The sequence below is a fragment of the Methanosarcina siciliae T4/M genome, from assembly GCF_000970085.1.
Lineage (GTDB): Archaea > Halobacteriota > Methanosarcinia > Methanosarcinales > Methanosarcinaceae > Methanosarcina > Methanosarcina siciliae.
Genome location: NZ_CP009506.1, coordinates 818,018 through 843,936 on the forward strand (window position 1 = coordinate 818,018; position 25,919 = coordinate 843,936).

The 25,919-nt window shown below is 43.5% G+C and carries 24 protein-coding genes; 9 read left to right on the forward strand and 15 right to left on the reverse strand.

All coding sequences use genetic code 11. The annotated features are described in order from the left end of the window. Positions 1-433 precede the first annotated feature (433 nt). The 5 genes from MSSIT_RS03695 to MSSIT_RS03715 all read left to right on the forward strand — a co-directional run bounded on the left by MSSIT_RS03695 (position 434) and on the right by MSSIT_RS03715 (position 6,175). The gene (locus tag MSSIT_RS03695) at positions 434-1,291 is read left to right on the forward strand and encodes a basic amino acid ABC transporter substrate-binding protein (RefSeq protein WP_048170123.1); all 858 of its coding nucleotides are present in this window, start codon (positions 434-436) and stop codon (positions 1,289-1,291) included. Between the two features lie 400 nt (positions 1,292-1,691). After that, positions 1,692-2,387, forward strand: a complete 696-nt coding sequence (locus MSSIT_RS03700) for an amino acid ABC transporter permease (protein WP_048170125.1) — start codon at positions 1,692-1,694, stop codon at positions 2,385-2,387. Continuing rightward, a complete protein-coding gene (locus tag MSSIT_RS03705) occupies positions 2,371-3,093 on the forward strand; it encodes an amino acid ABC transporter ATP-binding protein (protein WP_048170127.1) in 723 nt (240 codons plus the stop codon). The genes MSSIT_RS03700 and MSSIT_RS03705 overlap by 17 nt, the downstream gene beginning before the upstream one ends. A 640-nt stretch (positions 3,094-3,733) precedes the next feature. Further along, entirely contained in the window at positions 3,734-5,062 is a 1,329-nt protein-coding gene (locus MSSIT_RS03710) for an MFS transporter (protein WP_048170129.1), read from the forward strand. Between the two features lie 219 nt (positions 5,063-5,281). After that, complete coding sequence (locus MSSIT_RS03715) at positions 5,282-6,175, forward strand: prenyltransferase (RefSeq protein ID WP_048170131.1); 894 nt, start codon at positions 5,282-5,284, stop codon at positions 6,173-6,175. Positions 6,176-6,227: 52 nt separating this feature from the next. Here the strand turns inward: MSSIT_RS03715 and MSSIT_RS03720 are convergent, their stop codons facing one another. From MSSIT_RS03720 to MSSIT_RS03730, 3 genes are all read right to left on the reverse strand, one after another. Beyond that, complete coding sequence (locus tag MSSIT_RS03720) at positions 6,228-7,199, reverse strand: dimethylarginine dimethylaminohydrolase family protein (RefSeq protein WP_048170134.1); 972 nt, start codon at positions 7,197-7,199, stop codon at positions 6,228-6,230. A 39-nt stretch (positions 7,200-7,238) separates the two neighbouring features. Further along, positions 7,239-8,270, reverse strand: a complete 1,032-nt coding sequence (locus tag MSSIT_RS03725; protein WP_048170136.1) for an L-histidine N(alpha)-methyltransferase — start codon at positions 8,268-8,270, stop codon at positions 7,239-7,241. A 91-nt stretch (positions 8,271-8,361) separates the two neighbouring features. Then, positions 8,362-9,507, reverse strand: a complete 1,146-nt coding sequence (locus MSSIT_RS03730) for a radical SAM protein (RefSeq protein WP_048170138.1) — start codon at positions 9,505-9,507, stop codon at positions 8,362-8,364. 218 nt (positions 9,508-9,725) lie between these two features. On the opposite strand from MSSIT_RS03730, the gene MSSIT_RS03735 reads away from it, so the two are divergent. Beyond that, the gene (locus MSSIT_RS03735; RefSeq protein ID WP_048170140.1) at positions 9,726-10,655 is read left to right on the forward strand and encodes an SPL family radical SAM protein; all 930 of its coding nucleotides are present in this window, start codon (positions 9,726-9,728) and stop codon (positions 10,653-10,655) included. A 183-nt stretch (positions 10,656-10,838) separates the two neighbouring features. On the opposite strand, the gene MSSIT_RS03740 is transcribed toward MSSIT_RS03735, so the two are convergent. The 6 genes from MSSIT_RS03740 to MSSIT_RS03765 form a co-directional block, all read right to left on the reverse strand. Continuing rightward, positions 10,839-11,162 carry a carboxymuconolactone decarboxylase family protein gene (locus tag MSSIT_RS03740; RefSeq protein WP_048170143.1) on the reverse strand — a complete coding sequence of 108 codons (324 nt, stop codon included), beginning with the start codon at positions 11,160-11,162 and terminating at the stop codon, positions 10,839-10,841. 127 nt (positions 11,163-11,289) lie between these two features. Beyond that, a complete protein-coding gene (locus MSSIT_RS03745) occupies positions 11,290-12,006 on the reverse strand; it encodes a polysaccharide deacetylase family protein (RefSeq protein WP_048170145.1) in 717 nt (238 codons plus the stop codon). Next, the gene (locus tag MSSIT_RS03750; RefSeq protein ID WP_048170147.1) at positions 11,981-13,111 is read right to left on the reverse strand and encodes a glycosyltransferase family 4 protein; all 1,131 of its coding nucleotides are present in this window, start codon (positions 13,109-13,111) and stop codon (positions 11,981-11,983) included. The genes MSSIT_RS03745 and MSSIT_RS03750 overlap by 26 nt, the downstream gene beginning before the upstream one ends. After that, complete coding sequence (locus MSSIT_RS03755) at positions 13,087-14,061, reverse strand: lysylphosphatidylglycerol synthase transmembrane domain-containing protein (RefSeq protein WP_156158782.1); 975 nt, start codon at positions 14,059-14,061, stop codon at positions 13,087-13,089. The genes MSSIT_RS03750 and MSSIT_RS03755 overlap by 25 nt, the downstream gene beginning before the upstream one ends. 540 nt (positions 14,062-14,601) lie before the next feature. Then, positions 14,602-14,787: a hypothetical protein gene (locus MSSIT_RS03760; protein ID WP_048170150.1), complete on the reverse strand. Its 186-nt coding sequence runs from the start codon at positions 14,785-14,787 to the stop codon at positions 14,602-14,604. A 469-nt stretch (positions 14,788-15,256) separates the two neighbouring features. Continuing rightward, positions 15,257-16,039 carry a cupredoxin domain-containing protein gene (locus MSSIT_RS03765; protein WP_231590402.1) on the reverse strand — a complete coding sequence of 261 codons (783 nt, stop codon included), beginning with the start codon at positions 16,037-16,039 and terminating at the stop codon, positions 15,257-15,259. Positions 16,040-16,392: 353 nt separating this feature from the next. Here MSSIT_RS03765 and MSSIT_RS03770 point away from each other — a divergent pair, with 353 nt between their 5' ends. Both MSSIT_RS03770 and MSSIT_RS03775 read left to right on the forward strand, forming a co-directional pair. After that, complete coding sequence (locus tag MSSIT_RS03770) at positions 16,393-17,286, forward strand: helix-turn-helix transcriptional regulator (RefSeq protein ID WP_048170155.1); 894 nt, start codon at positions 16,393-16,395, stop codon at positions 17,284-17,286. 510 nt (positions 17,287-17,796) lie between these two features. Continuing rightward, positions 17,797-18,666 (forward strand): helix-turn-helix transcriptional regulator, encoded by an 870-nt coding sequence (locus MSSIT_RS03775; protein ID WP_048170157.1) that lies wholly within the window; start codon positions 17,797-17,799, stop codon positions 18,664-18,666. A 114-nt stretch (positions 18,667-18,780) separates the two neighbouring features. Here the strand turns inward: MSSIT_RS03775 and MSSIT_RS03780 are convergent, their stop codons facing one another. The 3 genes from MSSIT_RS03780 to MSSIT_RS03790 all read right to left on the reverse strand — a co-directional run bounded on the left by MSSIT_RS03780 (position 18,781) and on the right by MSSIT_RS03790 (position 21,108). Beyond that, positions 18,781-19,581, reverse strand: coding sequence for a class I SAM-dependent methyltransferase (locus tag MSSIT_RS03780; RefSeq protein WP_048170159.1), 801 nt, complete (start codon positions 19,579-19,581; stop codon positions 18,781-18,783). 242 nt (positions 19,582-19,823) lie between these two features. Then, the gene (locus MSSIT_RS03785) at positions 19,824-20,519 is read right to left on the reverse strand and encodes a class I SAM-dependent methyltransferase (protein ID WP_048170161.1); all 696 of its coding nucleotides are present in this window, start codon (positions 20,517-20,519) and stop codon (positions 19,824-19,826) included. 451 nt (positions 20,520-20,970) lie between these two features. Beyond that, positions 20,971-21,108, reverse strand: a complete 138-nt coding sequence (locus MSSIT_RS03790; RefSeq protein ID WP_231590403.1) for a hypothetical protein — start codon at positions 21,106-21,108, stop codon at positions 20,971-20,973. Between the two features lie 882 nt (positions 21,109-21,990). Between MSSIT_RS03790 and MSSIT_RS03795 the strand changes: the two genes are divergently transcribed. Continuing rightward, on the forward strand, positions 21,991-23,322 hold the full coding sequence (locus MSSIT_RS03795) for a cation diffusion facilitator family transporter (RefSeq protein ID WP_231590404.1): 1,332 nt from the start codon (positions 21,991-21,993) through the stop codon (positions 23,320-23,322). Between the two features lie 132 nt (positions 23,323-23,454). Here the strand turns inward: MSSIT_RS03795 and MSSIT_RS03800 are convergent, their stop codons facing one another. From MSSIT_RS03800 to MSSIT_RS03810, 3 genes are all read right to left on the reverse strand, one after another. Then, the gene (locus MSSIT_RS03800) at positions 23,455-24,117 is read right to left on the reverse strand and encodes an iron-sulfur cluster assembly scaffold protein (protein ID WP_048174486.1); all 663 of its coding nucleotides are present in this window, start codon (positions 24,115-24,117) and stop codon (positions 23,455-23,457) included. Between the two features lie 56 nt (positions 24,118-24,173). Then, positions 24,174-25,328 carry a cysteine desulfurase family protein gene (locus tag MSSIT_RS03805; RefSeq protein WP_048170162.1) on the reverse strand — a complete coding sequence of 385 codons (1,155 nt, stop codon included), beginning with the start codon at positions 25,326-25,328 and terminating at the stop codon, positions 24,174-24,176. Between the two features lie 166 nt (positions 25,329-25,494). Further along, entirely contained in the window at positions 25,495-25,914 is a 420-nt protein-coding gene (locus MSSIT_RS03810) for a DsrE/DsrF/DrsH-like family protein (protein WP_048170163.1), read from the reverse strand. Between the last annotated feature and the right edge of the window lie 5 nt (positions 25,915-25,919).

Here is a 25,919-nt window from a genome sequence, read left to right on the forward strand (position 1 = left end):
GGCGAAAATTCTAAATTTCTTTTTCCTGCTTTTCGACCATACTCAAACTTTCCTCTCTTTTCCTGAACTCAATCTGAATTTTATTCCCTGAAGTTGGTTCATAAATAGGCAGTTGCTGGACTCAATAAATAAATGAAAACACATGTTTGCAAATTAGTTAAGAGTCCCTCTCTCGTGAGAAGCGTAAAAGAAATTTCAGTTTTTTATATGGTTCTTCTGTAACAGTGAGTGAAGGAAAAAAGCTGTTTTTGGGCAATTATATGAACTTCAAGGTTTTTCTATTTAAGTTCAGCCTTCATTTTAAAAAACTTCGTTCTGCGATCTGAAAAAATTAATTTAAAATCCAAAGCTATTAATCTTTTGTCTTACTATTTATAAAAGTTTAATTATTCTACATATCAAATATTGCGGAAGAGTTTTCAGAGGTACTGATATGAAAAAAATGTTAAAGATAATGGCACTGCTCCTTGTCATTACTACTGTCGTCTTTGCAGCCGGCTGTTCTGACAAGGCTGCTGAATCAACAGAAGAAGGAGCAGTCGAAGAGGCTCCCATAGCAGCTGAAGAAGAATCTAATGTTGAACAGAGTGCTTCTGCCGAAGACATGCCCACCTATATTGTAGGCACTGAAGCCCAGTTTCCCCCCTTTGAGATTGTGGATTCCGGCGGGAATGTAATCGGCTTTGACATTGATCTCCTGAATGCGATTGCTGAAGATCAGGGTTTTAAGGTTGAATATCTTGACCAGGACTTTGCCGGCCTGATTCCGGCCCTTCAGACCGGAAACATTGACATTATTGCTTCAGGCATGACAATTACCGAAGAACGTGAAGAACAGGTCGATTTCAGTGAGCCCTATATTACTGCAGGCCTGGCTCTTGCAGTAACCGTTGATAACGACGAGATCCAGAGTGTTGATGACCTGCAGGGCAAGACCGTAGCCGTCCAGACCGGATCTACCGGCTACCTGAAAGCAGAAGAACTCAAAGATGCAGGAGCCATTGCCGAAATCAAGGACTTCCCCCACGTCAATGAAGCCATCGAAGAACTGAAGATCGGCGGTGCAGATGCAATGATCAATGACCTGCCGGTTACAGAAGCTTTCATTGCAGTCCAGCCCGGCGTAATCAAGATTGTGGGTGAGCCCCTTAACAGCGAATCCTACGGTTTTGCGGTCCGTTCCGGCAACACCGAGCTCCTTGAAATGATCAATGCCGGTCTTGAAAACGTAACAGCAAGCGGCAAATATGATGAACTTCTGGCAGATCTGCCTAACTACATGGAAGAATAAACTTAATTTGCCTCGGGAGCCCGGCACATTTTGTGCTGCTCTCCCTTCTCTTTCCTTTTTTACCTGCTTTTTTATTTGAGTTCTCCGGGTTTGAGTTCTTCATTTTCCGCTCCCTCTTACTCAAAATACTCGCTCTGTTATATTTGTTACAAATGATTGGTTTTATATAATGGAAAAGTGTTCTCAGTTATGTATTTCTGTAAAACGCGTATTTGCACTGGATGCAGCTTAATTGGAAAGACCCTGCTGCAGGCCATTTGCAGAGATATCTGTTGAAGAGAGTACTTCATGTTCCGGTTGCATCCGGAAGGTTGTACACTGTAAAATAAAGCTCCTCTACAGATTATTTATTCATATAATGTAATTTAATTTATATTTTAGAAGTAACTGAGGTTAGAGTTTGTCCCTTTTGGCGTCCTATATCGAACACGCTATTAATGTATTCCCGAGTTTGTTACGGGGAGCAGTAATCACCGTAGAGGTTACTACCTTTGCCATATTCTTCGGATTAATTCTGGGAACAATTGCAGCTTTCGGAAAGCTCTCCAAAAGGTCTGTTTTCAGAATTCCCAGTATTATGTATATTGATTTTATCAGGGGTACTCCCCTTTTTGTTCAGATCCTGCTTTTTTACTACGGCATTCCTGGCCTTATTTTCGGGATTACAGGAGATCCTTTCAGGGTGGATCCTATTCTTGCGGGCATTGCCGTATGCAGCATTAACAGCGGGGCTTATAATGCGGAGATTATACGTGCAGGTATCAAATCCGTTGACAGAGGCCAGATGGAAGCTGCTCGCTCCCTTGGTATGACCGAAGGGCAGGCCATGAAGGAAGTTGTCATGCCGCAGGCTGTAAGGCTGATCATTCCTCCCCTCGGAAATGAGTTTATCGCCCTTTTGAAAGACTCGTCCCTGCTTGCAATCATCAGCGTGCACGAGCTTGCAAAGAACGGGATGCTTTATGTCTCAAAGACTTTTGCAGCATTCCCTACGTACATCTCAGTTGCCTTTGTATATCTGGCATTGACCATGGGCATCTCGCGTATACTCGGTTACATTGAAAGGAGGCTTGGTGTAAGTGATAGAAGTGAATAACCTCCACAAAAGTTTCGGAAACCTGAAAGTCCTTAAAGGAATTTCCGAAAAAGTTGAAGAAAGCGAAGTCGTATGCGTGATAGGTCCTTCCGGTTCCGGAAAAAGTACCTTCCTCCGCTGCCTGAACCTTCTTGAAACTCCCACTTCGGGAGAAATCTGGATCAATGGGATAAAGGTCACCGACCCCAATGTGAATATCAACAAGATTCGTGAGGAAGTCGGCATGGTCTTCCAGCGCTTTAACCTCTTTCCTCACATGACAGCTCTTAAAAACGTAGCAATTGCCCCGATAAAGGTCCGCGGTCTCCCCGAAAAAGAAGCTTACGACCGCGCCTATGACCTCTTGAAAAAAGTAGGGCTTGAAGATAAAGCCGATGTATACCCGAGTTCCCTTTCCGGGGGCCAGCAGCAGAGGGTTGCAATCGCCCGCGCCCTTGCCATGCGCCCTAAAATAATGCTCTTTGACGAACCCACCTCGGCACTTGACCCCGAAATGGTCGGAGAAGTCTTAAACGTCATGAAAGACCTGGCAAAAGAAGGCATGACAATGGTCGTTGTGACCCACGAAATGGGCTTTGCCAGAGAAGTCGGGGACCGTGTTCTCTTTATGGACGAGGGCATCATAGTCGAAAAAGGCACACCCCGGGAAATCTTCTTTAATGCCCTAAACGAGAGGACAAAGTCGTTTTTGAGCAAGGTTCTGTAACTGGATTTTATGAGTAAAATTCTGTAGGGATACCGATTTCTAAACTGAGGTCTTTTTTCTTTTACTTTTTTTGGAGTGACTTTCATTAATTTTTCTTGTCTTTTTATGTAAACACTTTTTTATCTCCCGAAACAAGCAGATATGAAACAAGCAGATATGAAACAAGCAGATATATTTCTATAGAACTGATGATTTCGAAAGTTTTATATTAGTTTTGTTTTATGTATGATTTCAGCACAAATATGCCTGTATTATTGTTATTTAATTCTATGAACTTTAGGTTCTATCTTACAATATTTTTCTATAAATAAGGGATTATGAACGTTCATGCATGTGGAATAAACTGTGTAGTAGGTGTGTAATTGTTACTTTACCTGCAAAATTAATCATAGTCAACTTTGTTGGTAGGAAATTTTGTCAGATAGCATATGTTTTTCTTGAACGATCCCCTAAAATCCCTGAAATTGGGTGATTCTTTATCTGATTCCCTCATAATTTCCAATATTCATAACCTTGCCATCATGCTCACTTCTAGCCTTCAATTACCCCGGAGATGAATTAAGAACCCTGATTGGCCCGGTAACATGAAAATAGAGCGAAAAATCACAGTATTATCCCAGATTTTTTCAGAGTAGTTACCATGAGAAAGTATCTATCACTTACCAGCAAGCAACTTCCCGGCAATTTTCTCCTGAACTCAGCCATTAACGCTGTAAGAGGATACAGATCAAAGATTAATGGTTTCAGCCGGAATGCATGTTTGTTTCTGGGATACATTTTTCTCATCTCTTTAAGTCTGGGGATCTATGATGTGATATTTAATCTATATATCCTGAGGCTCGGATTCAGGGAAGATTTCCTGGGTCTTATGCTCTCACTTGTTTCCATATCCACAGGCTTCTTTTCAATTCCTGCAGCTATGTTCTGCGATAGGGCAGGTAGAAAAAATACTCTGTTATTGTCCGGTCTACTGCTCCTGATTTCTTTTGCGGTCCTGTACACTACCACATCAACCTTATTGCTGGCTTTGTTCAGTATCCTTTATGGAGTATCCTCTTCACTCAAAATTGTTACGGCGGCCACATTTATGGTTGAAAATTCCACGAGTTATGAAAGGATGCACTTGTTTTCGATGTATTATCTATTATATACCATAGGCGTCATGATCGGAAATTTGGCAGGGGGCGTTTTGCCACAGGTATTTATAAACTTTTTTGAACTCGATTCCGCAGGTTCTGGAGCCTACCAGTTCTCATTATATGCGTCTTTAGCCGCGGTACTGGTTTCCCTGTTACCTCTGGCATTTATAACAAATAAAAATACAAAGAATCAGAAAAACTGTCTGATTAAAAGTACGGCTCTTTTCTCCACCTTATTTTCTACTTTAAGGTCAGGAACGATCCGAAAATTAGTTCTGGTAAATGGGATAATAGGTATTGGATGGGGGCTAATTCTGCCTTATTTTAATGTTTATTTTGATGTTGTTCTTGGAGCAAGTTCTAAGCAAATAGGCGTTATCTTTTCAATTTCCCAGCTGGGGATGATGTTTACCCTCATGTTTGTTCCGATCCTTACTGAAGGGTTTGGAAAGGTAAAGGTCATATCCCTGGTGCAGCTTGTTTCCATTCCTTTCCTTTTACTCTTCACCTCCACATCCATACTTACGGTAGCTGCTATCGGATACATTATGAGGACAGCAACGATGAATATGGCAAATCCGATTATGAGCAATTTCAATATGGAGATTGTCAGTGAAGGTCAAAGGGCGACGGTGAACAGTCTTGTCTGGATGAGCTGCTATACTTTTGTAGGCCTGAGCACTTATGCAGGCGGTTTGATAATGGCTCACGGCTATTATACCCTTCCGTTCTATCTGACATGTGGAATCTATGGAGTGGCGGCGTTGCTTTATTATGTGTTTTTTGAGAACACGGAAAAACAGCAAAAAATGGCTGATTTGCCTTTCTAAATGGAGGACGTTGTAGGTTCTATCAAAAACCTTTATTTCTAAGTAAATGTGACACAGATATTGGTTTTCGGGATTTTCAGGTAAGATAGGCTCAACCATTGTTTTTCTATAAGCCTTAAGGTTTAAAAAAAAAGAGTGTATACTGAACTACCATTTTATTGACCGGGTTGAGATTGTGTTGCCAGAAGACTTAAATCATTTGGTTATCGAGGTAAACAAATGAAAGAAACCCTGAAAGCTTACCTCGATCTCACCCGTGCTCACTTTTTTCCTGCCTGGCCCCTTGTTTTCTGTTCCGGGCTGGTGCTCGCTTTTGCTAATTACGGCGGCTTTTCCTGGGCTTTAATTCTCAAAGCTTCACTGATAGGCCTGCTGGGGTTTGAAGCCGGCTTCGTGCTCAATGACTATGTGGACAGGAACAGGGATAAGCTTGATGTGGAAAATACCATGACAAGGTACTGGAGACTTTTTAAAGAGAGGCCCATTCCTTCAGGCAAGATATCTTCAAAAAATGCTTTCTGGCTGTTTATCCTGCTTGCTGGGGTTACTTCAGCCCTGATCTTCACCCTTCCCTACCCGAATTCCCTCTGCGTCTTTGCTATCATGCTGTACTCTTATGGTATAGAGGTATTTTACCAGGTGAAAAAAAGAAACCAGAAGTACCCGGTTGCCCAGCTTCTGGGCAGGACTGACTTCACCCTCTTTCCGGCAGCGGGTTATCTCTGCTACGGGCAGCCGGATATGACCGTGCTTCTCTATATGGTTTTCTTCTACCCCTGGACGATGGCTCACCTCGGGTTAAACGACTTTATCGACCTGGAAAACGACCGGGCAAGGGGCATGAAATCGATAGCCGTCCTTTACGGCTCAAAAGGAGCTATGTACTGGGTTACAGGCTTTACGGTCCTGCATTTCCTGGCATCCGTTTTTTTTCTCAGAGAACTCGGGACTATTGCGCTTTATGGCTTTCTTGCGGCTTTTGTACTCCTCGCAGGGTCAAACCTTTACCTGTGGAAAGAAAAAAGTCCGGGTGCCGGCATGAAGATACTGCCTGTTTACCACGGGACTCTGGTTATCTATGCGGTTTCTATTATTCTTGATTTCATATATTGAATTTCGTGAAGCTCAGTGGACTTTCCCACGGCTTTTACTCCTTTCCGAGCTCTTATTTTTTCCTCCTGCAGAGCCTCAGGGTATGGCAGCGCAGGCTTCCTCCTCCCGCAAGCAGGGCCTCAGGATGGAATGGAATAATCTCAACCCCTTCTCCTGCAAGGTCTTTCTTTGTGTCCCGGTCAAGTGAAGTGTCATAGTGGATGATAGTTCCGCTCTCAAGGGGGACAAAGGAACAGGCAAGGCGGTTTTGCTCGGAATCCGATACAGGGACAATTTCCATGCCTTTTTCCTGCATGTACGCTTTAAAATCGATCCTTTCGCTGGAATCTTCCGTAAACAGGCATGTCTCTTCAAAGGCAGGCAGGTAAGCAAGAGCCAGGTCTTCCCTTATCCTGTTGAAGACGGTATCGGGGTGCATGTAGCGCCTGGCTTTCGGGATGCGGGTATAGATTACCTCTTCAAACTCGGTAAGGATATTCGAAATAAATTCCAGGATAAAGGGATAGGTGTGCCTTTCCGTATCCGCAACAAAAATCGTATCTTTTGAGAGTAGGAGACAGCCTTCAAAAAACCCTTTGCTTCCGTTGAATTCGCTGAGTATGGGAATCCCCAGGTTGTTCAGGGCTTCCTTTACGACAACCTCTTCGTTTTCCCTTGCAGGCGGGCGCATTTTTGAAAGGAGTGCGCCTTTTCCGGAGATTACCGCAGTATCGTGCAGAAAAGTAAGGTTTGGCATCTTCCTGATCAGTTCCCGGTTTTCGTCCACATGGTCTGAAAGCTCATAGACCCTCACCCCGTTTGATTCCAGCAGTCCCTGATACTGCCTGTGTTCTTCAACATATCCGGAGATATCAGGGACCTCGTCATAAAGCCAGTGTTCATAATTTGATTCGTTAACCAGGTTGAGTTCGTCTCCCGGAGTATGTACAAGTACGCTTTTCAGCTTCCCCAGTTCATCGCAGCCGTAAGCAATACTTGATCCGGTTTTTTTCTCCTCCTTCAATTTTTCTATCTGGCAACCCATGTCCAGAACCCCCAATTTGATTTATTATCATTTTCAGTTTCAGATGCGTTTTTTTGCCAGGATCATCACATTTGTTCTATCTTCACTCAGGAGAGCCTTGAGGACATCAAACCCGCAGATGTCCAGAAAAGCGAGAACCTGGTCATATGTATATTTATAGGTAAAGCCCATGCGGATGATGTCTCCTTCCTTAAAGCCTACGACCTTTGCTCCCATCCTGATCTCGGCGTCTTTCAGAATGTTCAGGCTTTTCCGGGTTCTGCACAGTGCCCCTATTCTGGAATCCACCTGTGCGAGTAAAATCTCGAAATCGAAATCCTCGGGAGCCATTCCGTACTGAAGCAGGGGATATATATTGAATAGCACGTTTTCTCTTGAAGCATATGTACCCAGGATTGATTTCCTCGCAGCCTGTGTCTCTTCTCCTGAGTCCTGTGTTGGGAGAAGGTTGGCATCGAAGAAGAATAGGTCCCCCTGCTCAAGGTTTTCATGGACTAGCCGGAGAATGAATTCAGGCTCGTAATTGCAGAAGGTGTTCCCCAGAATGCAGAACAGAACCGGAAGGTGCCAGTGTTTTTTCAGGAGCTGCATGTCCTCGATAGAGCCGACTATCCCTTTCCTTTCCACCGGCAGATCCTTTACCTTTTCAAGGGCGAGGTCTACAAGCCGGCTGTTTATGTCGACAGGATAATAGCGTATTGATACAGGTTCGAATGCCTGTTTTTCAGTCTGGTTTTTCTTTATCAGCTCTTCGAGAAGAATTCTCTCTTTTTCCCCGCTTCCTACCCCAATACTCACAAGGCTCATGCATGCAGGAATAAATCGGACAATAGAAGCAACATTCTCCTCAAGCATTACTTTGAGCTGACGGGCAACAGGAAATGTTTTTGATTCGTCCAGTTTCAACCAGTTATTTGCCCCTCCTGAACCTGTATAGAGGAGATAATCGGGCAGTTCGTATTTCTCGAGGCTCTCGTACAGCTTCTCTTCGGGACTTTTATCACTGATAGTTATGATCTTTTCTTCTTGTTCCGGAGCCTGTTTCAATATTGCTTTTCCTGTACTGTTCACCTTCTCACTTCCCGGGGGCTATCCCTTAATAGATGTGCCCCTTACCTGAGCAATTTTCAGATTTCTTGCCTGGATCCTTTTTGTTATTTCATCATTCTTTGAAGCACTGCTGGCATTCCATCCTCAGGGCTTCAAGCGGCCCGGCTCCGTTATTTATCCCGACGCTGTAGGCATACCCACGGCAGCCTATGCATTCTTTGATGTATTCGCAGTTCCCGCACCTGCCTTCAAGCATTTTGTCTATATTCCTTACATATGTGAAGAGCTCGGAGTCATAGATCTCCCTCAGGTTCATCCTTTTTACGTTATAGGGATATTCCCCGTTAACCCTGAGTGCCGGATGTTCGTCCAGTTTCGTAGGCGCACAGGGCCTGACATTCCCTTCTATACTGATGTACAGGCTGTAAAGGTGCTGAAGGCAGCCGCTTGCAGTGATAGGGGTATAGGGCAGCCAGTCATACCCGTAATGTTTCCTGTCTATCTCAAGGAGTCTCAGCTTGTACTCTTTTATTTCATCGGCTGTGAGCAGCTGATCTTCAAGTTCGTCATTTGCCCTGCCTGTCGGCGTAAGGATCTCCATATTTGGAAAAATATTGTTCTGCCGGCAGAAATGCCAGATCTCCTCAATCTCTTCAAGGTTCAGCTTATTGCTCACAAAAGAGACTCCAAGGCGGAGTTTTCCGGGCTCTGCGGGTTTTGAGAAACCTGCTTTCAGGAGGTTTCCAAGCCCGTTTTTTATATCCTCAAAAACCCCTTCCCTACCTGCCAGATAGTCCTGGACCTCAGGCTTGAGGGAATCGAGCTTTCCCATAACAGAGGCGTTGTGTTCGTACAGGAAGCCTGCAAGCTCATCTGTCATTAAAATTGTGTTCGAAAACAGCATCGGAACGATTCCAAGGGAATCAATATAGGCAATCAATTCTCTAAATTTCGGGTACAGAGTCGGCTCTCCTCCCCCGATCACAACCACAGACCTGATCCCGAGTTCTTTTGCTTCGGATATTATGCGTTTAAGGACATTAAAGTCCGCTATTTTTACCGAGTCCTCCCCGCTCTGCGCATAGCAGTAGCGACAGTGGAGGTTACATGAGGTGTTCGTTTCAAGCCGTATGGCTAAAAGCCTGTTTGAATCCCTCGCTTTATAAGCTTCCTGCGCCCCGTACATGTATCCCCTCAGGACAGGTGGAGGAGAAAACAGGCTTAACTCATTGAATTTCTTATACTCTTTCCCCAACATATTAAAAGGTATATAAATCCCCCTTTATCAAGTTGCAAGAAACTAAGTGTTATTTTCGAGATCAGATGGTTGATTTTGTTCTGATGTTTTTATTTTTATTTCGGATTTGTTTTTGTTTTTTCAAATGTTTTTCCCCATTTTTATTGAAATTGCCTATTTAATTCTAAGTTCTTCTGTTCTCAAGTTTCTTATAGCTTTCAATCAAATCTTATTCCGGCATGTTTGAAGAAATTCAGGTTAAAAATGCATTGAACAAAATAAAGGAAACGAGCAGTCTCAAATTACCCTTCCGCTGGGACCTGAACCTTTACCGAGGGTGCGAACACGGCTGCAACTACTGTTATGCAATGTATTCGCACAGCTATCTGGAAAAAAGGGAAACGTCCTCATCTACAGGGGAAGCCGGATATGATTTTTTCCGAAAGATCTACGTAAAAACAAACATTGCAGAAGCCCTTGAAAAAAAGCTTGAAGCCCGGTCCTGGAAAAAAGAGTTAATCAACATAGGTGGGGTTTGTGACAGCTACCAGCCTGCCGAGGCAAGGTATTGCATGATGCGGGAAGTCCTTAAGCTGATGATCGAGTACAAAAACCCGGTTACTATCTCTACAAAATCGGACCTTATCCTCAGAGACTTCGACCTGCTTGAAGAACTTGCCGAACTGACATACGTAAATGTTGCGGTCACGGTCACCACGACAGATGAAAAGCTCAGTTCCCTGCTGGAACCTCTTGCTTCTTCGCCAGAAAAACGTTTTTCAGTCCTGAGGGCTTTCAAGGATACTGCTGCTACTACCGGGCTACACATGATGCCGATTCTCCCTTTTCTTACGGACAGCCCTGAAAATCTCGAGCAAGTTTTTTCCCGTGCAGCCGAATGTGAAGTCGATTATGTTCTTCCGGGCCTGCTTAATCTCAGGGGAGAAACCAGAAAGCATTTTTTCAGTTTTCTTGCCTGCAATTTTCCCGAACTTTCCGTTCCTTACCGCAGGTTGTATGTAGAAGGCGGGGATTACAGAACTTACAAAGCTGAACTTTACGGAGTGCTCAGGAATCTAATGGTGAAATACCACCTCTCAGCCGACTATATGAAACCTATTGAAACAGGGCTTTCTCGTCCCCGACAGCTTAAGCTTACTGATTTTTAAGGAATTTATTCTTGAGCTCTTTATATAATTATTTAAAAAAAGAAAACAAAAATCTGAACTTTCATGCCTCAGATGTTACCTGTCGGTTAGGATGTACACATAGAAAAACAAGTTCCGAAAGCTCTAACTTTTGGCTTCAGGTTTATGTAAATTCGAAAACCTTTTCCCATGAATATTTTTTCTTTATTTTTCGCAGCTACAGGAAATGTTGCCTTTCAGGATCTCTTTCCAGTCGCCAATTACGTCATGGGTCCAGCAGTCGTCGGCTCCTGCAGCTTCCCGCATGACAAGGGCAAAGATATATGAGAGTTCCTTGACCGTAGCTCCTGCTTCGAGGGAACCTTTGAAGTGCTTCAGGACGCAGGGTTTTGACCTGGCTTTTATCGAGAGGGCAAAGCAGATGAACTGATAGGTCTTTTCGTCAATCATCCTTTTTTCGGCATAGAGCTGGTCAATCTCGTCCAGCTTCTGGGTGAATTCGGGGAAAAATTCTTCCAGCATTCTCATTTCTACGGCTCCTTTTTTACCTGCACGCCTGCAGGTTCACGCTGTTAAGGCGGTACAGATATTATGCTATTTTTTTATATTTAAGGATTAGTTCAAAATCTTTTGAAACCGCTCTCTTAATCCCTAATCATAATTTTTCAAGTGATGCTCTTTCTTCCAGAGTTAAAAAAAGACAGTTTTCAACTTTAGAAGCATGTATCAGAGCCTTAAGGTTTTCAAGGGCTTTTTCTCCGGTATTGAACTTGCAGTCCGGACGTACAGGCATTCCGGACATGTCCACAAATTCCCAGGGATGGACAAAAATCACAGGAGCTGTTATACGCCTGAGTACCGGGATAAAAATATCCTGGGGTAGTCTTAGAAAAGAGGAGGTAATCGTTGCCGGAATCCTGATTATTTTGCCTTCCATCTTTATTTTTTGGAAAAAGGGAGGCTTGTAAGCCGCAAGGGAGGAGTCGTACCGAAAGCCCTCTTCTTCCAGAAGTTCAAGATAGCTTTCGGGGAACCGAAGGTTTGGAGCCCTGAAGGAAATCACCCGCTTTTCAAACTGCCTGAGCATATTTCCCGCCTGCTTCAGGGCAATTTTTGCCTCTTCCTTTCCCATGCGGTCAAAACGGGCATGGGTATATCCGTGACAGCCCAGCTCATGCCCCTCTTCCGGGATCCGGCGGATGAGATCCGGATACTGCTCTGCCATCTCTCCTGTCACGAAAAAGGTGGCTTTTATCCTTTCTTTTTTGAAGAGATCCAGTAGTTTCGGAAGGCCTTTTTCCATACCCCTTGTACTTGTAAGCATGGGTGGGCAGTCTTCTTCAACATCAACTGTTATGGTGATGTTTTTCATAAATGACCTCTCTATATACCCGGCAGGTCTGTTCATATATTTTGTTCCAATCGTAATTTGCAAGCCCTTCGCCAGCCTTTCGGGCAAACTCGGCTCTTAAAGCCGGTTTTTCTATCAGGTCCTGAACGCAGGTTTCAAATTCCGAAAGGTCGTTTGCAAGGTAACCGTTTACTCCGTGCTTAATAATATCTGAAACTCCGCTATGGTTCATTGCCACAACAGGGACATTTTTTGAGATCGCTTCCAGAATCGAAATTCCAAAGGCCTCATCACTGGAGGGAAGGGCAAAGATATCTGCCTGTTCCAGATATTCCAGTACCGTTTTCCGGGGCACTTCTCCTGTAAAGCAGAAGTTTTCGGACAAACCGGATTCTTCCACTTTTTTTTCCAGGTTTATTCGAAGGGGGCCGTCACCGATCATCAGAAACATCAGGTTTTCATACTTTTTAAGGAAGGTAGATGCAAGTTCTATGAGGTTCTGGACACCTTTCTTTTTTGTCATTCGGGCGACCGTTACGATTACAAGTTTCCCTTTTCTATCAAAAGGGAGGGGGGTTATGGGGTTACTTTCCTCAGATTCAATACCGTTGAAGATCATGTAAACGGGTTTTTTTGTCATCAGTTTCGTATCCTTTTCAACTGCTGAACTGACAGCAATTACAGCATCGGCATTTCCTACAAGTAGCTTTCCTGCAAGATACAGATAAAGGCGAAGCGGCGTATGTCCTACGAGGGAATGGTTGGTAACTACCGAGGGAATCCCGAGTTTTCTGGCTGCGATAAGGGCTACCATTCCGAGCGGGGAGTCCAGCCCATGAGAGTTAATAACGTCATAATTTCCTTCTTTAAGAAACCGGTAGAGATCTTTATATGCACCTGGCATCAGGAATCGTTGCTGTCCGGGAAAGGGTCTGCTCTTGATTCTGATTACTGCAACCCCGTCCCTGATGTTGTATTCCGGGATATCCGAATAGCTTCTGGTAATGACATGTACTTCATGACCCTTCTGATTCAGGGTTTTTGCAAGGGCGTGTATGGAATATTCGATTCCCCCCACCTTTGGAAAATACCAATCGCTGATCAGCGCGATTTTGTGTTTTTCCATGCCGTAACCCCCCCGTAGTAGGACAGGTACAGAAACCCTATCATGCTGCTGAGCCCATAGGATATGAAACGCTCAAGAAACACAAAACTACCGGCAGATGCAAGGGGAAGCCCGAAATACAGGAGCAAGTAGACAAGTCCTCCTTCGACAATTCCAAGCCCTCCAGGTGTGATAGGGAGGCATCCGAGTACGAGGTAAAGGATCGAAACCGTTGCTATAATATGCAGGGGGATGGGGAGTTTCAGGGCTGAAGCAACCATTTCAAGGCGCACAATATCAAGAGCCCAGACCCCACATGAGAGCAGGAGTACAGGAACAAAAGATTTACGTAGCTGTTCCCAATTTTGATGAAGCCTGTTCAGAAAGGGCTCAAGTTTTTTTCGGAATAACCAGGTTCCTGTCCCTGCTCCAAGGAGGAATAAAAGCAGGAAAAGGGCAGTACTCCATGACAGCATACCTCTATGGGACTGGAAGATATTCCTGGTGAGAGGGAAAAAATAAAGAGAATAAAGAAATAGCAGGGCAATAGGGACTGCTTCGACCAGCCTTTCGAAGACGATTGTTATGAGGGCATGAGTATGGATGATTCCAAAGCGTCGATTGGCCCAGATTATCCGGAGAGGTTCTCCTCCAAACCTGCTTGCCGGGGTGAAGTTATTTACGAATATTGCTCCAAAGAAAATGGGAAAAAGATCTGCTGCTTTTAGATCGTACCCGATTGAAGAGAGCACCTTTTGCCAGCGAATCGCAAAGAAATATACACTCAAAAGGTAGACTGAAAATGCCAGGACAAAATAGCGGATCTGGATTTGCCGGAGCATCTCCAGGCTTTCCTCCAAGCTTTCCTCCAGAAGAAGTGTTATTTCTGTCCAGTGAGCATATACAAGAATTGATGCTGTCATAAGCAGTAAGATAACTGCAACGCTTCGTCTCAAGACTCCCAGGTTCAACAGTACACCCTCATAACAGGTTTTGAGCGGGAGTTTTCTTTAGGGTGGTTTTCATCCTTTAAAATTCAATTTTCGTTTCTTGACCTGCGGATTATTTTATAAGCAGATCCGGTTTTTGATATCTCCTGTCCACAGGCCCGATAATTAACTCTTATCCTTCATTTATCATGAATAAAATTCGATATCCAATTGCAGAAGATACCCTTTTCTTAAAACTATTTGATTCAAGTGTTTTGATTCATTCGAAAAGAGATCTCCCAACCTGGAGCCTCGCCTCCCCCCCTCCTAATAAAAATACGAATTTTCCTTTTTTATTTTAAACCCCTATGTCCTATCTCTCTCCCCTCATTCAAGTTTGACTTCTTTTTATTTAAGGTCTGTGATCATCTTTTTTTTAAAATCATGCTTCTTCTGCCTTATTTTTTAGTTGAGTCCCTACCTTCAGGTAACTTCTTTTCTGCGGAGTTTTCCCTTTATTCTTCCAATAATCTAATTCAATGGGTGATGAAAGGTCACTCTTTCAAAAAAATATGGTGGGATTTATTGAAAAGTCTCAAACGTGAATTTAAATATCATCCCTGTCTCAAGCTTAAATTTAGATATCGCATCTATTTCCATAATAGAACCCTTCCGGATTTCTTCGGGTGAAAAGTCTCTTTCAGGTGAAAAAATGATCTTCAGGGTAATGAAGTCGATTGTGGAAGCAAACCCCCGGTCGTCTCTCAATAAGTGAGTACATGAGCTGCTTTTTTTAAAATGGAGGAAGATCTTCGGATGCTAAGTTTTTTCGATGACTTACTTCCACAACCTTTAATTTTTTTCTTTGGGGCAGATCAAATCTGGTTTATAGTATTTCCATTGGGTTGAAGACTAATGTTTTTCAAAATCCACCCGTTTTTTGCGACCTCTTTTTTGTGACCTGTTTTTTGAGTGGTGGCGCAAACATATCCCGTTGCTTGCATCGAGGTGCGCCAGCACAACTTTGATTTTGCACACAAACTTCAGTCTGTTTTTTCGTTTTATTCGATTACGAGGCACTTTTTTGTTTCGATATTATGAGACCGTTTTTTAGTTTCTGTGTTGTGAGGCTTCCTTTTTTTGTATTCAGGTTATTTTTCACTTTCTGTTGTGAGGCTATTTTTTAGTTTATCTCTTGCGAGGTTCCTTTTTGATTTCTGAGTTACGAGACTGTTTTTTACTTTACTATTATTGTGGCTCTTGTTTCCTGCGTGGCACCCAGGCTGAAGGTGTAAGTTCCTGCTTCTTCAAATGTGTACGAAAAGGCTTTTCCGTAGTACAGGGTTGCATCTTCCCATAGCCCGTCGTCACTCACAAGTACTGAGGCTCCCTTCGGTCTTTTGAGGTTGACCCAGGTAACAGTATCCCCTTTTTCTATTTCCAAGGTTTCGGGAGAAAACGCTGTTGAGTAAATCAACATTTTTTCTTCATTCCGGACATTTTTTTCATCACTGTTTTTTTCGTCACTTTTTCCTGAATTCGAAGCTGAGGATGCTTCTGTCGTATCCAGGGGATTTTCTACAGTGGCATTTTCACCGGCGTTTTCCGAGTCCTCTTCCTGTAGCTCGGAGGCGGATACTTTTACTGTTCCTTTTATTTCCGGGTTATCTTTGAGGGTAAGGACATACGTGCCTGGCTCTTCAAATGTATACGAAAAGGCTTTTCCGTAGTACAGTTTCGTCTCTTCCCACAGCCCGTCTTCACTTACCAGCACCATCGGAGTTTTCGGTTTCTTGAAGTTAAACCAGGTTACCTCCTCTCCGGCGTTGATCTCGATTGTTTCGGGTGTAAATGTGCCGTAAATAACCACTTTGTTAGCAGAGGTATCAGCACTTCTTACAACCAGTTTTGTTTCTTTTGCCGCTGCCATACCCGTTGACATGATAAGAATTGTCACTATCAGCAGGGCAAAAATTATGGGTTTGTTGTGTTTTTTCGTCTTAAAACCTCCAGTTTTCACAGCTTTTTTTATCCAACTCCTTTCTGGGAATACCACCTTACATTTCGATTTATTTTCATATAGCCAAAACGGTATTGTTTTTTCTCTTTACTGCAGGAACGGTTAGGGCGGTTTTGCCTGGCAAATGCTACTGGAAAAAGCAAAAGGTACTGGCCGTTTTGAGTTGCCTTAACAGGGTTGAAAAGTCCCGATCTTTTGACGTTCTACCGGTCTATTGACTTTCAGTGGTTTTGATGTTTTTGTGGTTTTGATGTTTTTGTGGTTTTGATGTTTTATCCGGGATTTGAAGTTTCACTTTATTCGTCTTTTTTTCAGTGACTTTATATAATCCCTTCAATTATTACTGAAACGAGATGAAATCAAAAACACATATCCGGGGAGAAACCAGATCCTCGCTTCTGGATACGATTTTTCTGTCTGAAAAAAGAAAGAAACTTCTTTTGCTCCTGAAAGAAGAGGGCCCCAAACGCGGGGAGGAAATTAAGGAAGTTTTTGATTTCCCCTGGAAATCTATTACCCCCCAGATAAAGAAATTAATCGATTGGGGCCTGGTACTTGAGGAAGGGGAGATGTACATTCTCTCCGATATGGGAGCAGTGATTGCCGAAAAGGTTCAGGCTCTCCTGAATACGCTTTCCATATACGAAGAAAACCTGGATTTCTGGTATGATCATGACCTGAGTTCCATTCCTCCCCATCTGCGTGCAAGGGTTGGGGAGCTGGGCCATGTTAATATTCTGGAGAGAGATCTCTCAAATATTCTACTGATTCCGGAAGAGATCACAAAGAACCTGGTGGGTTCGAAGCGTATTATGTCTTTTGTTTCGGTATTCCATCCTTCTTCTCCTTTTCTTTATTTTGAATTCCTGGAAAAGGGCATTGAGTCTACGGCAATTGTCACGAAACCCATTCTTGATATTCTTCAGACTGAATGCACTTCGGACCTTCCATTTATAAATACGAACAATTCAATCTTCAATAAAGCTCTGATTGAATACAAGCAGGAAATAAAGTATATTCTGAACAGTAAGGCTTCCAATTTTCTGGTCTACCAAGGCGACTTAAAACCGATGTCAATGATTGTTACCGATCGGATTTTTTTGTTATCTCTTCTGGACAAAAAAGGAAAATTAACGACCAAATTTCTTATCAGTTCTGAGCCTGCGGCTTTAATGTGGGGAGAAGAGCTTTTCATGTATTATAAGGAGATGTCAAAGCCTGTCACTGAATCTCTTTCTTCCCTGTAAAGTTGTTCCTGGTATGGCCGTAGTTCAGGGTATGACTATATACAGGCAGTACAGCTTCAGTCTTGAAAGATTTTTTTTAAAATAGTAACTTTATCAATGTGGTTTTTATTCGCTGTAGGTTTTACCTCAGAGCTTGCAAAAATGTATTGATGATGTGAGGCTTCTTTCATCAACAGCGTCCTACTCGAAAAGAGTATTAATGGCTTCTTGACCGCTCCTGAAGAAAACCACAGCAATCTACCACATTTTAATGTTCACCCAATCGAAACGACGATAGATTAGTGTTATCTATCTGTCGAATTTATATAATTCATAATCGTATATAACCAAAACGATGAAGTCTTTTACTTTGAGACTGGAATATTCTAATGGCGTTGGAAATGACAACTCCGATTGGAACGCGCTCCCTTTGTTGTGAGTGTCGAGAAGTATGAGCTTCGTCCCGAATTCCTTGAAGAATTTCCTGTGAACTTATAGTTCCCGGTATAATATATTATGTGAGACGAACCCATGAACCCGGTTTCTGGTACCAGTTCTTCGTTGATTGATGCAATTTTCCTTTCTGAAAAAAGAAAGAACCTTCTTCTGCTATTAAAAGAAGAAGGCCCAAAAAGCAGTGACGAGATCAAAAATGCCTTTGATTTCCCCTGGAAGTCAATGATCCCCCAGATCAAAAAGTTAGTTGACCTGGGACTGGTCATACATACGGATGGAGTGTATTCCCTCTCTGAAATGGGGGTAGTGATAGTTACAAACGTACAGTTTTTGCTAAACACCCTGAAGATATATGACAACGACAGAGATTTCTGGTCCGAACACGATTTGAGTCCGATCCCTTTCCATCTTCTTATCAGAATCGGGGAGTTGGGGCGGTGTAAGGTCCTGAATCCCGATCTTTCTCATCTATTTAAAGTTCAGGAAGATATTGTAAAATGTATGCTGGGTTCTTCTCGCATTATGGTATTTACTTCGGCAATCCACCCGGCTTACCATCTGCTCTGTCTGGAATTTCTCGAAAAAGGGATTGATGTTACAATTATCCTTACGGAGTCGGTTTTCGAGAGTATCCGGAATGAGTGCGTCCCTCAGGAAACCACATCTTTCAGTGACAGCTCCGTTCTCAGGCTGGACCTTCCGGAATACAAAAAGGAAGTTCAGTTCTTTTTGACCTGTGAAAACTCACATTTTTTTGTGTCGGACGGGGAGAAAAAACCAATGATGCTGGTAGTAACCGATAAGATCTTTGCGCTTTCCCTGCTTGATAAAAATAACAGAATTGACCGTAACTACCTCGTAAGCTTTGAGCCCGGAGCCCTCAAATGGGGAGAAGAACTTTTTGCATATTACAAACAGAATTCCAGGCAGATCCGTTCGATCTGAGTTTTTCCACGTGTTGAGTTTTCGACTTTCTTTTCTACCTTTATCCGGGTTTTTTCTTACTCACTTTTTTCTCCCTCTCTTTTTTAACTCTCCTATTTCCCTGTTCGTAGAGTGTTATTTTGTCCCCCTGCCTTTAAAGAATGTATAGCAGAAAGTCCCTTCTGGTCCTGCAGTCTGATGGAGTTCTTCTATCCCTTTTTTCCACGCTTCTTCTTCCATCATTTTCATCTCCATAGCCTGGTTTTTTACGCCTTCCACCATGGGAATGATAGTCTTCAAGACAAAACCGTTCACAAGTTCGGGTTTGCTCAAATCCGCATAAACCATTCTCGGCTCCACTCTTATCTCCCTGAGTCCCGACATCTGCATAAGAGGATAAAGCTGGCGGCCGATTAAAGAGTTCCCTTTCATTTGTGCCTGTACCCGGATAAGGCAGTGCCAGGCATCGAGGGCATTTCTTCCTTCGGGATAGAAGTAACAGGACCCGTGGTCCCCTTCAATTACGGTAAGCGTCCCTCCGGGCTTCAGGACTTTTTTCAGGTTTTTCAGGGCTTCTTCCGGGTTTTGCAGATGTTCGAGCACAAAACAGACAAAAATATGGTCAAAGCTTTCGGCCTCAAAAGGGAGGGAAAATATGTTTGCCTGCAGGAACCTGACGTTTTCAAATCCGTTTCTTGCTACGTTTTCCCTGGCTTTTTCAAGGGATTCAGGGGAGATGTCAATTGATGTGATTTCTGCTTCAGGATTATTTTTTGCAAGAATAACAGTCTGGGCTCCTATCCCGCAGCCCGCTTCCAGCACCTTTGCTCTGGGGGGATAGATCGTATCATGATGAAGGAGTTTTTCAAGTGTTTCGGCCTGTTCTGAAAGGCGAAGGGCCTCTCTTTCGGAATAACCATGGACATATTCGGTCATGAATGCGGAGCTCCAGGTTTTTTCGGTCTTCAGCACTATTTACCGTTAGCACTATTTACCGTTATCAGTTAATATATCATTATCCTCTGAAATATCATTATCCTCTGAAATATCATTATCCTCTGAAATATCATTATCCTCTGAAATATCATTCTCTTCTGAAATATCATTCTCTTCAGAACTATCCTTTGTTTCAGACGAGTCCGGGAACTTCTCTAAGTGCAGCCTAAATCTCCTTGTCTTTATTTTCGCATCGTTACCATGTACAGTTTTCTCGGGAGCTCGCCTTCTTCAAATCTTTCCAGCTCGAAACTTCCGTACTCTTTTGCAAGGCTTTCAACCTTTTCTCTGCTGAAAAAATGCACTATAAAGCCGCCTGCAATTTCGTACATGTCCTCTCCTCTGTGAGTCCCTGTCCCGTAATGGGCATCTCCGGTGTGTCTGGCCGTATAGACATTTACTCCACTTGGCTTGAGCACTCTTTTTATCTCCTTGCAGAGAAACTCCAGTTCGGCTGTGGTAAGGGCCATGCAGTAAAGCATATGAGAATAGCACGCATCAAAAGTTCCGGCTTCAAAGGGAAGAGGGTCTCTTACGTCATGCCTGAGGGTCGTAACATCTTTCTCAAACCCCGCTTCTTCGGCTTTTTCTTTTATCGCCTTCGGCCCGCTTTCGGTGTAGTCAAGCGAATGGACTGAAAAACCTTTGCTGGCAAAAAAACAGGTGTCTCTTCCCTGGCCGCCTCCAAGTTCCAAAATTTTCTTTTTTCCTTCCTTCTCAAAAATAGCTGCAGCTTTCCGGGCCGGATAACTTGGTTTGTCTCCGAACCTTGAGCAAGAGTTTGAAAACACTTTTTCCCAGTGGGGTTGCTGTCCGTTAAGGATCTCTTTCTCCATTCTGTTTTCTACTGTTTCACTACCTATAGTTTCCTTCTTCATCTTACACTTCCTTCTTATTTTTCCCTGTCAACCTGCACGGTATGATTTTATAACTTAAATTTAATATAACTGTCTATTTTATTCAAGAAAAGAAAACGAATCTGGTAGTAAAATCCTTCTGAATTGTGGAAGTTTTTCTAAGTTATAAAGGTTTAAATCACTCTTATCGGAAAGGGCGGGTATTCTGAACTAAAAAAGATTAATTTTCCGGAACAGAAATAAGGATTAAGTTATTCCGGGTTAGATCCTGTTGAGGTTTCCTAAAAAAAGGCCAAATTCTTGAGGTTTACACGATTAAGTTAGAGGTTAAGTTAATTTCAATTGTTGGAAGATAATGGAGGTTTGCCCGAGAGAATTTCATTCCCTCGAGCGATATTTTATTTGGGTTTGAAAACTGGTTTTTGTTCTTTTGAGCACTTTTTTGAGGATAAGTACTTTCACTCTCAAAATTTCATTCTTCTTCATCTATGGCACTGACATATCTGGGAAACAAAAGCATGTAATTTTCCTCGTAAGATTTCCCGTCTTTGCTTATATTGAGGCCCCACATGACCTCGGGTTTTCGACCTATTTCTTTAGCTTGAATCATCTTATTCCTCCCTGTTTCACCTTGCGGTTTCAATAATTGCCTTTCAATAATTATCCTTTTTCTATCCTGCTGGATCTCCCCCGGGGTTGCACGGTTCCCGGGATAAGCGCCAGTTGATTTCATTTCTGTTTGCTCTGCAGGATAGAGGATGGATTTCTATCCACTTTAATTAAAACTCGAAAACTACGTAAGGATACGGATTTGGGTAACAGGTCTTAGTTCGGAAGATAATGATTTCGGACCATCTGTTTTTAATTTTATACCCTGGCTTACGAGCCATGTCAGGGCAGAAAATTAATCGGCTTTATATTCATCCACTTATTTGGGTCGAAATGGACTAAATTTTCTTTTTTTCGGGGCCGGACCCGCTTTAAAATCACTTTTCCTTTTCCCTTTCATGTGCCTTTATAGCTTCTTTTTCAAATCTTCTTTTTATTATTTGTTCATATTATGGCACAAATTCTTGGTTTCCTGTCTTTCATCTGTGAAGTGATTTTTTGAAGAATTAATATTTTTCTACTGATATGTACCAATTCGTAAACTTAAGACTAAAACTATTCTTTAAAAATCAAACAGCGGGTTTCAAAGTAAAAAGCTAAATCTCTCAAAAAGCAGCTTTTTAGAAAAAAACCAGTTTCGTTTTCAGTTATTCCTTTTAGGTCTCAGCCATATCCTCGCTTCGGGTAGTAAATATCAAGTTTTTTGTAATTTCATAAAGACCTCAAAGTAGTCAGTATAGATAAAATAGCATTTTTTTATGCTATTTTCCTAAAAAATGGTATGATGGGATGCATAATAAATTATTTTTCAAAGATAAATACCTATTTATAAAGCTATCATCGAGTTTAATATGAGATCCAAATCAAAAAGAGGGAAAGTCAAATGTCCGAATCTGATTCCAGCAATCACCTGCATGATAATGAGAGCACTTCTGAGAAGTCCCGCGGCCAGAGCCACAAGCACGAAGAGCTTTTCAATTACCGGCTTTGTCTGCATTCAATCTCTCACAAATTCTTCCATTCCCATTTTTACAAACATTCCCATGTTCATCCTCACGAGCATTCTCACGGACACAGCCACACGCATGGGCGGGTTGACTCTTCCATAATTGCTACCCAGAAAGGGCTCTGGGCTGTTAAGTGGTCCTTTATAGGGCTGATGGTAACAGCGGTTCTGCAGATTTTCATTGTTATTATATCGGGTAGTGTTGCCCTTCTTGCGGATACCATCCACAACTTCGGAGATGCGTCAACGGCGATCCCTCTTGCAATCGCTTTTACCCTTGCGAGAAGAAAACCGAGCAAACGCTTCTCCTACGGTTACGGTCGGGTGGAAGACCTTGCAGGGTTAATCATTGTTTTCCTGATCCTCTTCAGTGCAGCAGTTGCAGGCTACGAATCCGTGACCCGCTTCTTAAACCCCCTGCCTGTGGAGCATTTGCAGGCTGTAGCTCTTGCTGCAATCATGGGGTGCATCGGAAACGAGGTCGTGGCGCAGTTCCGCATGAAGGTCGGAAAGGAAATAGGGAGTGCAGCCCTTATTGCTGACGGGTACCATGCCAGAGTGGACGGTTTTACCAGCCTTGCAGTTCTTATAGGGGTTGTAGGTGCCTGGCTCGGATATCCGATCCTTGATCCTCTTATTGGCATGTTAATAACAATTGCCATCCTCAAAATAGTCCTTGACTCGAGCAAACTGGTATTTACCCGCCTTCTTGACGGCGTTGAGCCTGAAGTCCTTGATCAGGTCAAAGCCATTGCCGAGGGTGTCGAGGGAGTCTGTGAAGTCACGGACCTCAGAGTCCGCTGGATCGGGCACAGGCTCCATGCGGAGATTAATGCTTCCGTTGACCCTTCCCTTTCTGTTGAGGAGGGGCATGAAATCGCCAATGTCGTAAGGGAAAAGCTTCTGGAGAATTTTTCCTACCTTTCCGGGACCACTATCCATGTCGATCCTGTTACAGCCTCAGGGGGAGTGTTGCCATTGCGGGCCCGAAAGCCCGGAAAAGAGACGTGGAAGGCAGAAGCGTGTTTTAAACGTTTATCCCGGTTGAAACCCGGTGGTGTTCCTTCTTCTTTTTCCTCTACTTTTCTTCTTCTCCGCTTTTCTTTTCCATTTCCAGACTTCTGTTTCCTGATGATTTTGCCCGGGGGATCATTCCTTCAGAGGCAACAGTTGTATACTTCCGTTTTTTCGCCATATCGTATGGAGTAACTGGTAGGGTAATAGGCTTCCATCGGATAACTTTCCGGCAGCTTAAGAGGTTTTGTGAGTTCAGGTTTTGTTTTAAGGAAGTTTATTGTGATCATCAGTTCGATAAATATCATCTCCCCATCCATAGTTTATTCAAGCTGTAAACACCACATCTACCTTTTCCACATCCCATAAAGCTCCCAGTTTTTCTATTATGTCCTCTTTTATTGCCGGAGCAAACTGGTGGTCTGCAGGCAGGTCAACAACTACCCTGACAACTCCGGCTTCGACACTGATCTTAAGAATCAGATTCGTGCGGATAATGTCAAGCCCTGTCAGAGGGTTCATAACATGCTTGAGCCTCCTCTGAACAATGTCTTCGGTTGTAGGCTCTTTTTCCGTAACAAGCCCGTGCTTTTCCTCATAGTCCCGGATTGCGGCACGCAGGCCCTCAACCGCAAGCACGGAGCAGTGGGCTTTAATCGGGGGTAACCCTCCCAGTTCTTCTGATGCCTGTTTCCAGGTTATTTTCTTCGCTTCATCCAGAGTTTTCCCCTTTGCAAGGTCCGTGATTACGGACCCTGTAGCAATATTTGAAGCGCACCCGTAGGATTCGAATTTAACGTCTTCAATAACCTTTGTTTCGGGTTCGACTTTAATGTATACGGCAACCATATCCCCGCATGCCGGACTTCCTTCCAGGCCCTTTCCGTCGGCGTTCTCTATCTTCCCTACATTATGCGGGTTCCTGAAATGCTCCAGCACTTTTTCGCTATAAGGAAACTTTATACCCTCACTTTTCCTCTCGATTTTCATTTTCCTGCTCTCCCTTTTCTTTTCCTGCCCTTTCGACGTGTTCTCTTTCTGTCGGCTCATTTTTTTGCAAGCGGGCTTATTTCCCTGAGCCTTGCCACAATTTCACTCATAGCATCAATAGCCCCATCAGCATCTTCTATCCGGTTATAGCGCCCGAAAGTGAAACGTACCGAACCGTGTGCTCTCTCATGGTCTCCTCCTATCCCCCTTATCACGTGGCTGGCTTCCAGGGAGCGGGAAAAACAGGCTGAACCCGTGCTTACTGCAAACCCCCTCATGTCCATATGCAGGGTTACGGATTCGCCTTCCACATAGTGGAAAGTCAGGTTTGCGTTCTGAGGCAGACGTTTGTCCCGGCTTCCGTTGAGAGTGACCTCCGTAATTTCGGAAAGGGCCCTTTCAATTACCCTGTCTCTCATAGCTGCAAGCTGCCTGTTTTCTTCTTCGGTTACAAGTTCTACCGCCGTTGCAAACCCTACGGCTCCGGGAATATTTTCCACTCCTGCTCTCAGGTTAAATTCCTGAAATCCCCCATCCATGAATTTTACAATGGGGGTATCTTTCCGGATATAGAGCGCCCCTATCCCCCTGGGTCCGTGAATTGTATGGGCTGACATTGTCACAAGATCTACGGGAAGGTCCTTTACATTGAGAGGGAGCCGGGTAAAGCTGTGGGTAGCATCGGTGTGCAGGAGCACATCTTTTTCTTCGCATATCTCGGAAATAGCTTTAAGGTCCTGGACAGTCCCGATTTCCTGATTGGAATGCTGAATCGAGACCAGGGCGGTTTCTTTTGTGATTGCTTTTTTGAGCTCCTCAAGGTCGGCAAACCCTTCTGTGTCCACATCCAGAAAAGTCACGTCAAAACCATGCCTCTGGAGGGCTTTTGCGGTGTTTAAGACCGGAAAATCTTCTATCTTCGAGATGATGATGTGTTTTCCTTTCTTTTCCTTAAGGGCCCAGGCCACTCCTTTAAGTGCCATATTGCTTGATTCCGTATCTCCCGAAGTAAATACAATTTCTTCGGAACTTGCCCCAAGCCCTGAAGCTATACCTTCTCTGGAATTTTCCAGCCCCTCTTTTGCGTCGATTCCCATAGAATAGCCAAACTCGGATGTAGCTACTGCATAGGTATCAAAAAAGTAAGGTTTCATTGCTTCAAACACCCTTTCGTCCAGTCGGGTGCATGCAGCATTGTCAAGGTAGATCATATTTTCAAATATCTCGTTCCCCTCCTCAGATAATTCATTTCCTCAGATTCTTCTATTTGTTGTGAGACTTCCGGCCGAAATGGACATGCCGAGGTTTAAGCCCCCAGGCAAGGCCCGGGAGGTTCGAACTGACGCAAAAATTTTAATTCCGAACTCCCTTTCCAGATCAGATAAAGAGGGTTATGTTTGCGTCTCTGGCTTCATGGATATACGAGCCAACGGCTCCCCATTCGTCCACCCATTCCGTTCGAAGCTCTTCTTTTGTTATACCCATTATCTCCATGGTCATTTCACAGGCTATGATCTTTCCGCCAAGTTCCTTGTAATCGCTCATCAGCCTTTCAAGTGAGGCGACATTGGCTTTATCCATCCTTTTCTTGATCATCTGCCTTCCCAGGCCCATCATGTTCATTTTGGAAAGCGGCCCCTTTTCAAGCTCTCCTTTTTTAAGCCGCATGAGCCCCCAGAAAGTGAAATATATGGAGGCTTCCATTCCCATTGCCAGGGCTCCGTTTCCTATTATAAGCGCACTGTATACTTTGTCCATATCTCCGCTGTGCAGGACAATAACTGCTTTTTCCCCCATCTCCC